Source organism: Novosphingobium malaysiense (assembly GCF_000802225.1).
In the GTDB taxonomy this organism is placed as follows: Bacteria; Pseudomonadota; Alphaproteobacteria; order Sphingomonadales; family Sphingomonadaceae; genus Novosphingobium; species Novosphingobium malaysiense.
In genome coordinates this window covers 94,873-109,234 of record NZ_JTDI01000011.1, presented here as the reverse complement: position 1 = coordinate 109,234, position 14,362 = coordinate 94,873, and the positions used below count along the sequence as shown (strand labels likewise).

The 14,362-nt window shown below is 58.8% G+C and carries 12 protein-coding genes; 5 read left to right on the top strand and 7 right to left on the bottom strand.

Translation table 11 applies throughout. From position 1 onward, the window contains the following. Positions 1-115 precede the first annotated feature (115 nt). From LK12_RS23165 to LK12_RS23150, 4 genes are all read right to left on the bottom strand, one after another. Positions 116-565, bottom strand: coding sequence for a nuclear transport factor 2 family protein (locus LK12_RS23165; protein ID WP_039290479.1), 450 nt, complete (start codon positions 563-565; stop codon positions 116-118). A gap of 39 nt (positions 566-604) precedes the next feature. Beyond that, positions 605-2,281, bottom strand: a complete 1,677-nt coding sequence (locus LK12_RS23160; protein WP_039290476.1) for an FAD-dependent oxidoreductase — start codon at positions 2,279-2,281, stop codon at positions 605-607. Positions 2,282-2,411: 130 nt separating this feature from the next. Continuing rightward, positions 2,412-3,671, bottom strand: a complete 1,260-nt coding sequence (locus LK12_RS23155; protein ID WP_082010730.1) for an MFS transporter — start codon at positions 3,669-3,671, stop codon at positions 2,412-2,414. 75 nt (positions 3,672-3,746) lie between these two features. Beyond that, complete coding sequence (locus LK12_RS23150) at positions 3,747-4,772, bottom strand: class II aldolase/adducin family protein (RefSeq protein ID WP_231568468.1); 1,026 nt, start codon at positions 4,770-4,772, stop codon at positions 3,747-3,749. A gap of 18 nt (positions 4,773-4,790) precedes the next feature. Between LK12_RS23150 and LK12_RS23145 the strand changes: the two genes are divergently transcribed. After that, entirely contained in the window at positions 4,791-6,260 is a 1,470-nt protein-coding gene (locus LK12_RS23145; protein WP_039290467.1) for an aldehyde dehydrogenase family protein, read from the top strand. Positions 6,261-6,534: 274 nt separating this feature from the next. Here LK12_RS23145 and LK12_RS23140 read toward each other — a convergent pair whose 3' ends face one another. Next, complete coding sequence (locus LK12_RS23140) at positions 6,535-6,765, bottom strand: biotin/lipoyl-containing protein (RefSeq protein WP_039290464.1); 231 nt, start codon at positions 6,763-6,765, stop codon at positions 6,535-6,537. A 6-nt stretch (positions 6,766-6,771) separates the two neighbouring features. After that, positions 6,772-8,817, bottom strand: coding sequence for an alpha-ketoacid dehydrogenase subunit alpha/beta (locus LK12_RS23135; protein WP_039290462.1), 2,046 nt, complete (start codon positions 8,815-8,817; stop codon positions 6,772-6,774). Positions 8,818-9,232: 415 nt separating this feature from the next. Between LK12_RS23135 and LK12_RS23130 the strand changes: the two genes are divergently transcribed. Both LK12_RS23130 and LK12_RS23125 read left to right on the top strand, forming a co-directional pair. Next, a complete protein-coding gene (locus tag LK12_RS23130) occupies positions 9,233-10,351 on the top strand; it encodes an acyl-CoA dehydrogenase family protein (protein ID WP_039290458.1) in 1,119 nt (372 codons plus the stop codon). Then, complete coding sequence (locus LK12_RS23125; protein WP_052223757.1) at positions 10,348-11,571, top strand: acyl-CoA dehydrogenase family protein; 1,224 nt, start codon at positions 10,348-10,350, stop codon at positions 11,569-11,571. The genes LK12_RS23130 and LK12_RS23125 overlap by 4 nt, the downstream gene beginning before the upstream one ends. A gap of 24 nt (positions 11,572-11,595) precedes the next feature. Here the strand turns inward: LK12_RS23125 and LK12_RS23120 are convergent, their stop codons facing one another. Beyond that, positions 11,596-12,414, bottom strand: coding sequence for an enoyl-CoA hydratase/isomerase family protein (locus tag LK12_RS23120; RefSeq protein ID WP_039290456.1), 819 nt, complete (start codon positions 12,412-12,414; stop codon positions 11,596-11,598). 138 nt (positions 12,415-12,552) lie between these two features. Between LK12_RS23120 and LK12_RS23115 the strand changes: the two genes are divergently transcribed. Beyond that, positions 12,553-13,326 (top strand): SDR family NAD(P)-dependent oxidoreductase, encoded by a 774-nt coding sequence (locus tag LK12_RS23115; protein ID WP_039290453.1) that lies wholly within the window; start codon positions 12,553-12,555, stop codon positions 13,324-13,326. 178 nt (positions 13,327-13,504) lie between these two features. After that, positions 13,505-14,248: an SDR family NAD(P)-dependent oxidoreductase gene (locus tag LK12_RS23110; protein WP_197063651.1), complete on the top strand. Its 744-nt coding sequence runs from the start codon at positions 13,505-13,507 to the stop codon at positions 14,246-14,248. Positions 14,249-14,362: the final 114 nt, after the last annotated feature.

Sequence of the window (14,362 nt, the reverse complement as noted above, 5' to 3'; positions counted from 1 at the left end):
TGCGGCTGTGGCTCCGCGTTTATGAGTCTACGCCCTAGCGAACGCCATGCGCGAGCATCAGCCTCTTGTTGAGCTTGCGGCGAATTACCCGTTGCGTGGCAAGGCTGGGCTTGTGTCACCGGCTTGGAGCGGACGCCATTACGCTTTGTGGTGAAGCCCAGTCGAGGCGCGCCTTGCGTTCAATCAGAAGCCAGCGCTCGCCGGTCTTGCGCAGCGTGTCGGAATAGAAACCGCAATGATCAAGGCCTACATTGGTGTAAACGTTAAAGTAAGTGCGCCCGGACGCAGTTTCGGGACCTGTAAATTCGATCTGCGATGTACTGATGTGATGGCGCACGAACGCGGGGACCGGGCGTGATTCCCCCTCAGCCCTCTGGCCGACCCCGAATATGCTGGCCCGGATGGCATCTCGCCCTTCGTGCCTGGTTCCGTCGGGAAGCTCCAGAACACCGTCTTCGGTGAACTGGGCGATCATCTCGTCGAAACGTCCACGATCGCCCGCGACATTGTAGCAGGCAAGGGTGTACCGGATAGCCTCCCGGGCTAGCATTTCCTCAATGGTCATTGCACTCCCCCTGCAGCCTTCCCTTCACCGGCATGGCCATCACATACCGGCCTTGGCGGCCGCATGCTTGGCGGCAATGTAGCCAAAGGTGAACGATGCGCCGATGCTGGTGCCAGGACCGACATAGTAGCGGCCGCAAACCGGAGCTGACGAATTGCCGGTGGCATAAAGGTTTTCGATGATGTCGTTGGTTGGGGTGAGTGCACGAGCGAACTCATCAGCAACGATGCCACCGGCGGTGCCGACGTCGCCCGGGTAAATCTTCAGGGCGTAATAGGGGCCCTTTTCGAGAGTACCCAGACTTGGAGAGGGCTTGTGGGTCGGATCGCCAAACCAGCGGTCGTACTGGCGGCGGCCGCGGTGATAGTCGAGGTCGACGCCGCTGCGGGCAAAGCCGTTGAAGCGTTCGACGGTCTTTTCCAGCCCGGAGGCGTCAATTCCGCACTTGCCAGCCAGTTCGGCAAGCGTGTCAGCAACCTGGATATAACCGGAATCCAGCCACTTCTTGGGGAATTTCGCCCCTGGCATGGTGCCCGCCGTCATGTAGTCCTTATGATACTGGCTGTCGAAGACCATCCAGCCAGGAATCGCTTCAACACCACTGCGATGCCGCGCAAGCTGCATTTGTCCCACTTCCATGTAGGAAGCACCTTCATTGCAGAAACGATTACCCTGTGCATCGACCATGATGGTGTGCGGCTTTGCGATTTCCGTAATGTGGAGGGGCCAGATACCCTGATGTTCGGGCGGCATGCTGGTGCTGATCCACCAGCTTTCATCCATGGCATCCACGCTCCCGCCCACGCGCAGTGTCTCTTCGATCATCTCGCCGGTGTCACCCGGATTGGCGCTGGACCACAAGGTCTTTACTTCGGGCTGATAGCGGGCGCGCATCTCGGGATTGTGGGAGAAGCCACCGGCGTTGATCAGCACGCCATAACGGCTGAGAATGCGCTCTTCGCTGCCATCCTTGCGCACGACTACCCCGCGCACGGCCCCGTTCTCCATGATGAATTCGCAAACCGGCGAATTGATGCGGATTTCGGCCCCTGCCTTGACGCAGGCCTCGAGCATGCGGCCTTGCAGCGCTGCGCCAGTGCCGACCAGCTGCTTACCAAACAGTTTGTTCTGCAGTTGCCGCAATGTCATGCGCATGGCGATCTGCTTGGCTTCCCAGGTCTTCTTGATCAGCACGATCTTGCAGACTTCGCGGATCGTCAGTGGCAGGGTAAGGCCGGTGAGGCGCAGTTTGGAAGCCCATTCCTTGCCCAGCCGCTTCACGTCGAACACCTTGGCCACGATCGCGCGGCCTTCGGCCATCCCGCCCGGGCTGTCGTCATAATAGTCTGAATAGCCGTCGGCACGCAGCAACTCGATTCCTTGCGCGCGAAGAAAGTCGATCATTTCCGGACCCTGATCAACGAACGCATGACGCCGCGCTTGGGTTCCGCCCCTGCCCGGATCGGGAGATGTCGTGAGGGTGTCGAGATATTGGCGGCCCTTTTCGGGAGAGTCCTGCAACCCGGCTTCACGGTTCAGGGAATTGTTGGGGATCCACAGCACGCCGCCCGACATGGCCGTTGAGCCGCCGATGAATTCCGTTTTCTCGAGAACGAGAGGGTTGAGCCCAACACTCTTGAGGTAGAGCGCTGCGCACATGGAACCGCCACCGCTGCCGACTACGATGAAGTCGTAAGTCTGGTTCGCGCTTATCATTCGTTGATCCCTCTCTCGAAATTTCGTACTCTGGCACTTGTCCGCAGGCCAGTGATGGCCGTTCTCGCACAGCCCTGAATTGCACCATTACAGGCTGTTCAATGGCGTGCAATCTAATTTCAAATTAAAATTATTGCGACTGCAGGGGTGGTCCCGCAGGGTGTTGCCGGTTGGAGCGGGCCGCGACGAATCGGCTCGTCAAGATGAGCAGGGCGGCGGCGATCGCCAATGCCGTAAATGCCTTAAACATTAGCGAGTAGCTGCCAGTCCTGTCGAACACTTCGCCGGAAAAGCGCATGGCGGCCGCTGTGGCGAGGGACGTAGCTGGAAACATCAATCCCTGGACGGTGCCGAAGGAGTTCGAACCGAAGCGGTCTGCGACAAATGCAAAGAAGACAGGCGTCATGGCACCGGCAAGGCCAAGCGCGACGGAGGCGCTGACCAGCAGATAATAGGCCTTGCCGTTCAGGAAGATGAGGTTGCCAAGTGCCAGGATCAGGAACATTCCGGCCAGGATGGTGGCGCGGTCGATACGGTCTCCGATTGCCGCTACAAGTACGTTGCCCAGCGTGGTGCCGGCACCCGCCAGAGACAGCAGGAAGGCTGCTTCGAGCATCGAGATTCCGGCTTCCGTTGCAACCGGCACAATGCTCAGCGAGGCACTTTGCATGACCGACATGGAGAGGCACGCCGCAAGCAGAATTGTCCAGAAAAGCGGCATTCGAAAGATCTCTCCGATCGCGAGGGGGGCGCCTGTTCGCTCGCTTTGAACTTCCTGTTGCACGTCATTGCCGGCCGGCGCGGCGGTTTCGTCCTTGGCTTCCGGTGCCCGCACCAACGCGAAGAGCGGAATCAGGATGGCAACTACTGCTACCGCGCCAACCAACAGTGAATAGCGCCAGCCGGTCGTTTCTATCAGCCAGGCCAGGGCCGGCGGGACGATGATGCCTCCTACGGCCATTCCGAGCATGCTGAGCGCCATGGCTCGGCCGCGCTGATGGACAAACCAGCGTGCGATCAGGGCGCTCATGCCAAGATAGCCAGCGCCAGCCAGCGCGACGGGAAGGGGAATCAAGACCATCGCTGCGTCCAGCCAGAGGGAATGCGACAGCCCCAGAACGGCCAGGGCAGCGCCAATCGCAATGGCGCTGACCAGCATGATCAATTTGAGGGGAAACCGGTCAACCAGCCAGCCGACCGCCGGCGATGCCAGCCCGCCTCCAAGCATAAGAAGGATCATGGCGACGTTCATGTCCGCTCGCGACAGGCCGAATTCGTCCGAAACTGGTACGATGTACAGTCCGAACGAAGAATAGGTTATGCCGTAGAGAAGAATGTAGGAGACGGCGGCAATGGCCACCATCACCCAACAGTATAAGGGACTGCGCATTCACTTTTCTCCTGTATCGCCGCCTTCGTTGCGATGTCACTCTGGTGCGCATTGGGTGTTTGCTCGCCGCCCGGGCTACTCCTTATAATCCGGGCAAATGCGTTCGAGCTTTCGCAGCATGGCTGGCCAGACCGCGTTGCATGCATAGTCGGCCAGAACTTGCGCGCGCCGTTCATCGTTGGGCTTTCGTTCCATTTTGCGAAGGATTCCGGCGGCAGGCTTTCGCCATGGCCGGTTCATGGAAAGGGTGCGGACCTGGAATGTGCACGCCTTTTCGAGTGCGTACATGCTGGCGAACGTTTCGGCCACGGTCCGTCCCGCTGCAAGCGTGCCATGATTGCGCAGGAACATCAGGTCGCGATCGCCGAGGTCGGCAACTATCCGGGCCTGTTCGCGGGGTTCCACCGCAATGCCTTCGTATTCGTGCACAGCGACTCGATCACGAACCACCATTGCCGACTGATTGAGGGGCAGGAGGCCTTCTTCCAGCGCGGATACAGCCACGCCATCATCTGTGTGCAGGTGCATGACGCAGCCGATTTCGGGTCTCGCCATGTGGACGGCGGAATGGATGATGAACCCCGCCCTGTTTACGGGGTAGGCGGTATCCGCGAGAATGTTTCCATCGACATCGACCTTGATGAGGCTTGAAGCCGTAATTTCCTCGAAGAGCATGCCATAGGGATTGATCAGAAACTGGTCAGGCTCTCCCGCGGCGGTGGGGACGCGCGCGGAGAAATGTGTGCCGATCATGTCATCCCATTGAAACAGCGCGGCTAACCGGTAGGCCGCGGCAAGGTCGCGCCGGATCCGCCATTCCTGGGTTGAGGGGCGTGAAGGTGGAGAAGGGCGGCGTTCACTCCGCATGTTTATGTCCACGCTGGGTATCCTCTCCATTTTACCTGGGGTGTTATACGTTATGCCTGGATCGCCCCTGTGTTTGTAGTTTAATCCTAATTCAAAAAAAATTCCAATGGCTATTATGGGCGTCGTGCGGGCGCGGTGCGGTAAACTGCTTGACGACGGGTCGTTGATCGAAATATTTGAAGTCAAATTAAAGATAGAGGGTGGTGCTCCCTTGCCACTGGCGGCGGGGGCCATGCGAAAGGAATTGCGATTATGGTGCTGCGTGAAGGATTGCTGATGATCGACGGCGAGATGCGCAAGGCACAAGGCGGCAAGGTCTACGAAGACATCAGCCCCTGGACAACCGAAGTTGTCGGATATGCCGCTGACGCGTCGGCTGACGATGTTGAGCAGGCCATCGCTGCTGCGCGGCGTGCCTTCGACACCACGGATTGGTCGACCAATCATGCCAAGCGCCTCGGACTGGTCAAGAAGTACCTTGACGTATTCAAGGCGAATCGAGAGCGACTTTGCGAGATCGTGCGTAACGAGGTGGGCTCGGCCGCCGGCATGGTGCTCAATGCACAGGTCGACAATGCCCTGAACAGCTGGCAGTCGCTGATTGACCTGTTCCCGCAGATCAAGTGGGAAAAGGATTTCGGACAGGGTGAAGGCTGGGGCTCTGTCTCGCGGCGGCAGGCCGTTTATGAACCCGTCGGCGTCGTCGGTGCGATTACACCATGGAACTTCCCTGTTTACGTCAACACCGAAAAGGTTGTTTCCGCTCTGCTGGCCGGTTGCACGGTGATCCTGAAGCCTGCGCCAGAAACTCCCCTGTCTGGCGCCATTTTTGGCGAACTGGCGATCGCGGCTGGATTGCCGGCCGGTGTCGTTAACGTGATTACCGGCAGCGATCCCGCCATGGCTGGTGAAATGCTGGTAACCGATGCCCGAGTCGATCTCATCACTTTCACGGGCTCGACCGCAGTGGGCAAGCGGATCATGCGTGAAGGCGCTGAGACGATGAAGCGGGTCTTCCTCGAACTGGGCGGAAAGTCGGCCAAGATCGTCATGGAGGATACTCCCAATTTCGCGCAGGAAATCGCCCAGTCAATGCTGGTGTTCCATGGCGGGCAGGGCTGTGCCGTGACCAGCCGCCTGCTGGTCCCACGCAGCCGCTACGATGAAGCTAAAGCGGTATTGAAGGCCGCATACGAAGGCTTCTCGGCGTCGAGCGCCTGGGGCGATTTTGACGATCCGTCGGGGATCATGGGGCCTCTGGTATCCAAGCGTCAGATGGAACGGGTCAAGGGCTACATCGACCTTGGTGTCGATGAAGGGGCGACTTTGCTTGTCGGCGGAAATGTACGCCCGGACAAAGGTAATGGCTGGTTTGTCGAACCGACGTGCTTCGTCGATGTCGACAACAGCATGCGCATCGCCCAGGAGGAAATCTTTGGCCCGGTGCTGGTCGTTATCCCCTTCGAAGACGACGAGGATGCCATCCGTATTGCAAACGAAAGCGTGTACGGGCTTTCCGGTGCGATCTGTTCGGGCGATCGCGATCGTGCGATGGCGATGGCCAAGCGCATTCGCACCGGCAGCATCAGCATCAACGGCGGCGCCGCGAACAGCAGTGATCTGCCTTTCGGCGGTTACAAGCAATCGGGCATCGGCCGGGCTTGGGGTGTCGAAGGCATTGAGGAATACCTTGAAACCAAGGTCCTCGCCTGGCCTGAGTGAGGATCCTGGGTGAGATTTCACGTCCGATACGAATCGCGCCAACCTCGTGATGGCTCGGCGCTCGCTCCGGGAAGGGCGTGAAATCCGGCTTGGCGTGTATCCAGGAGGTCGTTGCGCGCAGATCGCTTCGATTCCTGGTCATCTAGCGCGAAGTCCTGGCGTTGCATGACGCTTGGGACGAGGTCGCTGAGACGGACCATATGACCGCACGAACAAGAAGCCCCGCTTTCCATTTCTGGAAAGCGGGGCTTCTTCGTTTCGCAGGTAAACAAGATCAGTCGATGGTCCCGATCTCGGTGCCAACGTCATATTCCTCGCCCGCTGCCGCGCTCTGACGCAGGGTGCCTGATGCCGGTGCCGCGATTTCTTGAGCGGCCTTGCCGGTTTCGAGCGTGTAGATCGGGTCGCCTTCGGCAACCTGGACGCCGTCCTCGACCAGCCACTCGACGAGAGTGCCTTCGGTCATGCCCATTTCAAGCTTGGGAATAGTGAGAGTAGTCGACACGGTGTTTTATCCTTTGTTAGACACGATTTCGCGAACACGAGCAGCGATAGACCCGCTCGACGGAATCTGAGTTGATTCGATCAAGCCCGAAAATCCGATGGGGGCGAACTCGGCGCCAAGCCGGTCGGCCGGGGCGATGAGCTTCGAGAACAGTTCCACATTGATGGTTTGCGCGATTTCGGCACCAAGGCCACAAAATTCGGTGGCGGCATGTACGACAAGCGCGCGCCTGGTCTTCCTGACCGATTCCAGTACGCGATGGTAATCAAGCGGCAGCAACGTGCGCAAGTCAATGACTTCGGCGCTGATGCCTTCCTTGTGCAATTCCTCAGCCGCGGCAAGGCACTGGTGAACCTGCCAGCCGTAGGTGATCAGCGAGATGTCGTTGCCCTCCCGCTTTACGTCGGCGACGCCGAGCGGGATGCGGTAGTCGCTGTCCGGCACTTCGCCCTTGAAGCCTCGCAGCAGCATGATCGATTCGAGGTGCACGCAGGGATCTTCATCGAAGATGCAGCTCAGCAACAGCCCTTTCGCGTCGGCCGGAGTGCTTGGATAAGCAACCTTAAGGCCAGGCGTATGCGTAAGCCATGCCTCGAGCGACTGTGAATGCTGCGCGCCGAAGCCGCCGATCCCTCCGCCAACGATCATGCGGATGGTCATCGGCACATGGGTCGCCCCGCCCGACATGTAGCGTTGCTTTGCTGCATGGTTGGAAATCTGGTCCATGCACACGCCGATGAAGTCACAGAACATCAGTTCGGTGACCGGTCTCATGCCTACCATCGCCGCGCCGGTTCCGGCGCCGATAATGGCAGCTTCCGCGATCGGGGTCGAGCGCACACGGGCCGAACCGAACTGCGTCTCCAATCCTACCGAGGTCTTGAAGACGCCGCCGGTGGGATCAGCCACGTCCTCACCGAGCAGAATGACCTCCGGATCGATTTCCATTGCGATCCTTTGTGCATCCGTGACTGCGCCGCACATCAGCATTTTCTTGGATGGGCCGTCCGGGATGCTCACGTTCCCGCGGACCGGGTACTTGCCGCGCTGCGGCACCGCGTCTGCGTCGGCATAGACGTCTATTAGCGTCTCGTCCGACCGGGTCTGCTCGCTGGTCAAGGCCTTCGTGATGGCAGCCTCGACTTCGTTTTCTGCGTCGGCATCCATCGCGGCCAGCTCGTCTTCATTCGCCGTGCCCGTTTCCAGCAGCAACGACCGGGTGCGCCCGACAGGCTCGTTGGCCTTGCCCGTAACCAGTTCTTCCTTGGTGAGCTGAACGCTGTCGCCAACGCCTGCGTGCTTGCCAAGACGCAGCGTCATGGCCTCGACGAAAACAGGGCCAGCGCCGTTCCTGACCTGTTCGACCAGTGGCTTGAGGCCCCGGTAGAGTTCGATCGGGTCGTTGCCATCCAGTGTCACGCCGGTGAAGCCATAGGCTGCTGCCCGCTGGGAAAGCCGTTCCGTAGCCGTGTAACCGGCATAGGGGGTATATTCGGCCCACTGGTTGTTCTGGCACAGGAATATGATGGGAAGTTTCCAAACGGCGGCCATGTTCATGGCTTCGTGTACGGCGCCGATCGAGGTCGCGCCGTCGCCGAAGTTGACGACAGTGACGCGATTCTGTCCACGGATGGAGGCCGCCAGGGCAAGGCCGTTGGCGATTGGTGGCCCAGCACCCACGATGGCAGTCGTGAGCATGGAACCCGAATCAGGATCGGAAATGTGCGGCGCACCGCCCTTGCCCTTGTTGACGCCATCAATTCGCCCGAGGGTTTCTGCAAAAAGGCGATCAAGCGGCACGCCTTTTGCCACCTGATCGTGGATACCGCGATAGGTGGTGACCATGTAGTCGTTCTTGTCGATGAGCTGGGCAAGCGCAGCCGGAATGGCCTCCTGCCCGGTCATGGGCCAGTAATTGAACACGAACCTGCCGCTGGAAAGACCGCGCAGGATCGCTTTGTCGACGGCCTTGATGCGGGCCATCTGGCGATAGATCTGCTTTAGAACAGCAGGATCAATGCCAAGGTTTGTCTGGGCTTCGGAAACGCTCACTTAACTCTCCCTTGGTTCCTGCCTGGCTGCAGGGAACACAGGCCATTCACATGCACCGGTCTGGCTGACGGTGTGACGGAATTTTATTTGGAATTCAACTTTTCTATTGCATGATAGAAATGTCAATATAGGCTTGGGGCAAGGGTAGGGGGCACAGCGGATTGCCGGAAATGCCGGCAATCGTTCACTCCGCCGACGTCGCGTGTGCGACGCGAGGGGCGGGACACCGGATTTAGCTCTCGATTGCCGTTGCCGCGCTCCGGTTATGCGGAGGCGCGGGTGAGAATTTTGGATTAGTGGATTGCCTTGCAGAAATATATATTGAATTAAAATTTTTGTGTGATTCTTGGTGAATTTCCGGCAGCGGTTCTGAGGGTGTTGGGCTGGGAAATTTACCAATTCCACTAGATTGTTCATGGAGTTGTCGGAAGTGTTAGAGGACGATCTCGAGCTGTTGGTGCAGAGTATCGAGGACGTTTTGTCGAATGAATGCGGCAGTCAAGCCTTGCATAAATTCTATGATGGCGAAAACGCTCTCGATACAGATCTTTGGCGCCAGGCAAGCGACCTGGGCTGGCTGGCGATAGGCTTGACCGAGGAATTGGGTGGCCTTGAGATGGGATACCGGGGGCTGGACGTCTTGCATCGAGCGCTGGGCAGGGCTGGCGCTCCGGGCGGCTTCATCCCGACATTGGTCGGTGCGCAATGGCTCTCTCAAGTCGCTGACGAACGGCTGCTTCAAGAACTCATGCCCCGCTTTGTGGCGGGCGAACTCGAATTTGCCGTGCCAGCTGCCCTGGGCGGTGTTGCGTTGGAAGAACGCGACGGGTTTCTGTCTGGAACGTCTTCGCTGCTGATGGGCGGCTCCGAAACGTGTGTGGCTATCGTGCCCGTTGGCGTCGTTGGCGGCCGTGGTTTTGCGGTCGTGGAGGCGGATGGCCGGACTGCTGTCATGGAGCCCGCCGAACTGTGGGACCGTACCCGGCCTGCCGGGAAACTCGTCTGCAATCAGGCCAAACCGCTTGCGTTGATTGCAGACGCCGATGGGGCGGTGGCCCGATGTTACCTTTCGAACATGACGCTTGCAGTGGCCGCTGATTGTGTGGGGGCTGCAAGGCGTATCGCAGGGCAAACGGTCGATTACCTCAAGGAACGCGTGCAGTTTGGCAAGCCGCTCGCGACTTTGCAGGCCCTCAAGCACCGCTGTGCGGACCTGTTCCTCAAGATTACGCCTGCGGAGGACCTGCTGAACCACGCTGTGGATGCCGCATCGCGAGCGGACAGGAGCGCACTTATGTGGTGCGCCTTGGCAAAGGCGGCCGCAAGTGATGCGTTCCGGTTCGTCGCTGCGGACTGTGTTCAGCTGCACGGGGGGGTGGGCCACACTTGGGAGTTTGATTGTCATATCTTCCTCAAGCGAGCACTCCTCAACGAAGAACTGGGTGGAAGGAATGCCATATTGCGCGATCTGGCTGCCGAGGAATTGAATTTGGCGGCGATGAAGGGGATTTCTACGATGGAGATTGCTGCATGATGCTGAGCACTGCAGCCACATCTGCTGCGGCAGGCGTTGATACGTCCATTCTCGACAAGGCCGGAGATCTCGACGCCTTCCGGACCGCCGTGAGAACTTGGCTTGAAGAGGTCACAGCGCGCCGGCGCAAGCTGGATCAGGACGGGCGGCCCTCGTTTTATGATCTTCAGCAATGGTGGATGGCCGAGCGCAACAAAGTAGGGCTCGGCACGCCGCATTGGCCTGTCAAATACGGTGGCTCCAACATCTCTCTTGCGTGCCAGGTTACGATGTCGGAGGAATTGGCACGGGCGCGCGTTCCGGCCATGTCCCTGTTCACAGTATCGCTGAATCATGTTTTCGCGACGCTCTCGATGTGGGGCACCGAAGAACAGAAAACGGCCTACCTGCCAGAGGTCGCGAAGGGCGCGGTGTGGTGCCAGGGGTTTTCCGAGCCAGGTGCAGGATCCGATCTTGCTTCCTTGCGGACCAGAGCGGTGCGTGACGGTGACCACTATGTGGTGAATGGACAGAAGATCTGGTCCTCCTATTCCATGTATGCGGGCCACTGCATTCTGCTTGCCAGGACCAATGCTGACCCTGAGATCAAGAAGCAGGCAGGCATTTCGTATTTTCTGATGGACATGACTTTGCCCGGTGTCGAGGTTCGCCCCATCAAACAGTCGAACGGCGATGCCGAGTTTGCCGAATTGTTTCTGACTGACGTAAGTATCCCGGTCTCTCAGCGGGTGGGCGAGGAAGGCGAGGGCTGGAAAGTCGCTCAATCCACCCTGGCGGCAGAGCGCGGTGTGCTCGCGTTCGAGGCTGCCGAGCGGCTTCGCTATGATGTTGAAGAATTTTACGCTGCAGCCGTGGAATGCAGTGCTTCATGGCTTCAGGATGCCGAGATGCGCAGGGAATTCATGCGCCTGTTCGGCGAAGTGCAAGCTTGCCGCAAGATGTTCCGCCGACTGTTGCGCGAAGCAGGCCAGATGTCACCGGAACAGGCCGCGACCGTGCCACAGGTAAAGGTCATCAACACCGCCTTGCGCAAGGCGGTTGGAGATTTCATGGTCCGTGCAAGCGGGATGGATGCACAGATTTTCGTCGATTGCGAAGACAGGATGGCGCAACCTGTATCCCGATATGTCTCGAGTTTCGGTGGCGCCATTGCCGGCGGCTCGAACGAGATTATGCGCAACATCATCGCCGAACGGGTGCTGGGCATGCCGCGGCGGTGAATGGTTCGCGGCATCCCAAGTCATCTATCGGCCCTTGAAGTCACCTTTGCGCTTTTCGCGAAGCGCTTGGCCCGCTTCGAGGAAATCCTCGGTTTTCATCGTGTAGGCCTGATAGGCTGCAGAGGCTTCGAATGCTGTTCCTGTCATCTGCTTGAGTGCCAGGTTAAGGGAAACCTTGCTGTAGCTCATGGCATGTGGAGGCAGCGCGAGCAGGCGCTCAATGATTGCATCGACGTGGGCATCAAGTTCGTCGTCAGGCAGAGCGCGGTTGATCAGCCCCAGATCGGCTGCTTCCTGAGCTGGTATCACGTCTCCGAGCAAAAGGGCTTCCTTGGCCCTTCGCAAGGCGCCCATTGCAGGCCAGAGTAGCACGCCCCCGTCTCCGGTGGCCATGCCGAGCTTGACGTGGGAATCGCAAAACCGTGCTGTTTCAGAAGCATAAGTAAGGTCTGCTGCGAGCGCGAGGGTCACGCCGACGCCGTAGGCAACGCCGCGAACCTTCGCAACGACGGGTTTCTCGCAGTCTATGATCCCATAAGCGTGCTTCTTGGCGTTTCGGGTCATGGGAAAGACTGGTGTGTTTCCGCTGTAACGATTTCCGCCCAGCCGGGACGTATCCGCGCCTGCACAGAAGTCGGCGCCATCGCCTTGGATCAGAATGACGCGCACTTCGGGGTCCTGCCAGGCATCGTCCCAGATGGTGGTCAATTCGCTGCTCATCTGCGGCGTGGTCGCATTGCGCTTGCCGGGATTGGACAAGGTAATGGTCAGCAGGCCTTCCTGCTTGTCGAGCTGGAGGGCAGTGTAGCGTGTGTAGTCGTGGTTGCCTGGCTGCCTGTTCATGGCTCTCTCCCGGTTCGTCGCTGAACGTTGATTGCAGAGTGCAGACCAGCTAACCGAAGTTGCAAAAATTTTAAACTGAATTTAATTCGAGTCGCAATTCAGGAGCGACATGCGCAGAAATTCCAAGGGAGAAGAGAAGTGGATATTTCGGGAGGTTCTGTACTCGTGACCGGCGGTGCTGGCGGCTTTGGCAGTGCGGCGGCGCGGCGCCTTGGCGGTTTGGGGGCCAAAGTTGTGGTCGCGGATGTAGCGGACGAGCGCGGCGAAGCACTCGCGTCGGAAATTGGGAATGGCGCGCAGTACGTCCGGACCGACATCATGAGCGAGGATTCGATCGTCAACGCCGTGGAAGCCGCATGCCGCCTGGCCCCATTGCGGGCCGCGATCATCGCGCACGGCGGCCCGTTGCCCGATGATCCGGGGGGGCGCACGATCCGAAAGGATGGCAGCCGCGTCAGTGTAGCGCACTTTGCGCATTACCTCTCGGTCTATCTGACAAGCGCATATTGCGTGAGTTCGGTGGCTGCCGAGGCAATGGCCAAGAATGAACCGCTCCGATCCAATCAGCGTGGCGTGATCGTCAATACGGCGTCTATTGCCGGTTTCGAAGGGCAGCCGGGGCAGGTTCCCTATGGCGCAGCGAAGGGCGGAATCATTTCAATGGCACTTAATCTTGCCCGGGACCTCGCGCCGCTGGGCATCCGGTCAATGGCAATCGCACCGGGAACTTTCTTGACCTACGCCTTCGCACAGATGGGGAATGAGGCAGCGCAGGAGCGTTTTGGCCCGCTGGTGCTTAATCCCAAGCGCATGGGCGATCCTGACGAGTATGGCATGCTGGCCCAGCAGATAGTGGAGAATGATTTTCTTAATGCGACCACCATCCGTCTGGATGGAGGTCAGCGTTTCTGACTGAGCAATTGAATTAACATTTCAAAATGCATGGGCGCAGTTTGACCGCGGCCTCAGGAGCGGCCGTCAGAGTGGCCGCAATCAGGCTGAAACGTTTGCCTGATTGCGGATTGCGCGAAGAACTGCACAAAAACGGAGAGAATTGATGGTATTGGAACGCTTGAGGCAGGATGGTCGCGTGGCAATCGTAACGGGAGGCGCCAAGGGGGTTGGGCTCGGCATTGCGAGCGTCCTTGCCGAGGCTGGGGCCTCTGTTGTCATCATGTCTCGCACGCAGGCGGATATTGACAATGCGATTGTGCGCCTTGATGCGTTTGGAGGCCAGAGCCTCGGCGTCGTCGGCGACGTCACGAAGTTTGAAGATAACGAGCGCCTCGTGCAGCAGGCGCTCGAGACTTTTGGGCGTGTTGACATCCTCGTTAACAACGCTGGTGGGGCACTGCCTGTTCCATTCGAGCAGATTTCCACGCAGCAGTTCCATGACGATTTTCATTTCAACGTGGTTCAGGCCTTTCAACTCACGCAACTTGTAGTGCCGCACATGCGTGAGACCGGAGATGGCTCGATAATCAATATTTCCTCGCTTGCGGCACGGTATGGCGCCGATGACATGTTGACCTACAGTGTGACGAAGGCGGGCCTGGAGCAGATGACGAGGGTTTGCGCACAAGAGTTTGCGCCCGAAATCAGGGTGAATTGCATCGCGCTTGGAATGACGATGACAGACGCGCTTGAGGGCTACATTTCGACGGTCGAAGGGGCTCTTGCCAATGTGCTGCCGCAAATCCCGCTAAACAGGATAGGCAATGTCGAAGACGTCGGTCTTGCTGCACTCTACCTTTGCTCGGCTGGATGTTACGTGACTGGCAAGGTAATTGATATTGATGGCGGCATCCTGAGGTCGGTGCGGCTCGGCGGATAGCGTTCGCGCCGGTCATGGCGGGCAGGAAAGTGCCCTACACTGGGAACAGAAAAATTCTCGGCAGCAAACGTGAATGGCGCAGCAAGGCTGATTCTTTGGGAAGCGCAAAGACTG

Bases quoted from the DNA above. Each gene is read 5' to 3' on its own strand.
- LK12_RS23165 (WP_039290479.1), bottom strand. From the start codon at position 565: ATGACCATTGAGGAAATGCTAGCCCGGGAGGCTATCCGGTACACCCTT.
- LK12_RS23160 (WP_039290476.1), bottom strand. From the start codon at position 2,281: ATGATAAGCGCGAACCAGACTTACGACTTCATCGTAGTCGGCAGCGGT.
- LK12_RS23155 (WP_082010730.1), bottom strand. From the start codon at position 3,671: ATGCGCAGTCCCTTATACTGTTGGGTGATGGTGGCCATTGCCGCCGTC.
- LK12_RS23150 (WP_231568468.1), bottom strand. From the start codon at position 4,772: ATGGCCCCCGCCGCCAGTGGCAAGGGAGCACCACCCTCTATCTTTAAT.
- LK12_RS23145 (WP_039290467.1), top strand. From the start codon at position 4,791: ATGGTGCTGCGTGAAGGATTGCTGATGATCGACGGCGAGATGCGCAAG.
- LK12_RS23130 (WP_039290458.1), top strand. From the start codon at position 9,233: ATGGAGTTGTCGGAAGTGTTAGAGGACGATCTCGAGCTGTTGGTGCAG.
- LK12_RS23125 (WP_052223757.1), top strand. From the start codon at position 10,348: ATGATGCTGAGCACTGCAGCCACATCTGCTGCGGCAGGCGTTGATACG.
- LK12_RS23120 (WP_039290456.1), bottom strand. From the start codon at position 12,414: ATGAACAGGCAGCCAGGCAACCACGACTACACACGCTACACTGCCCTC.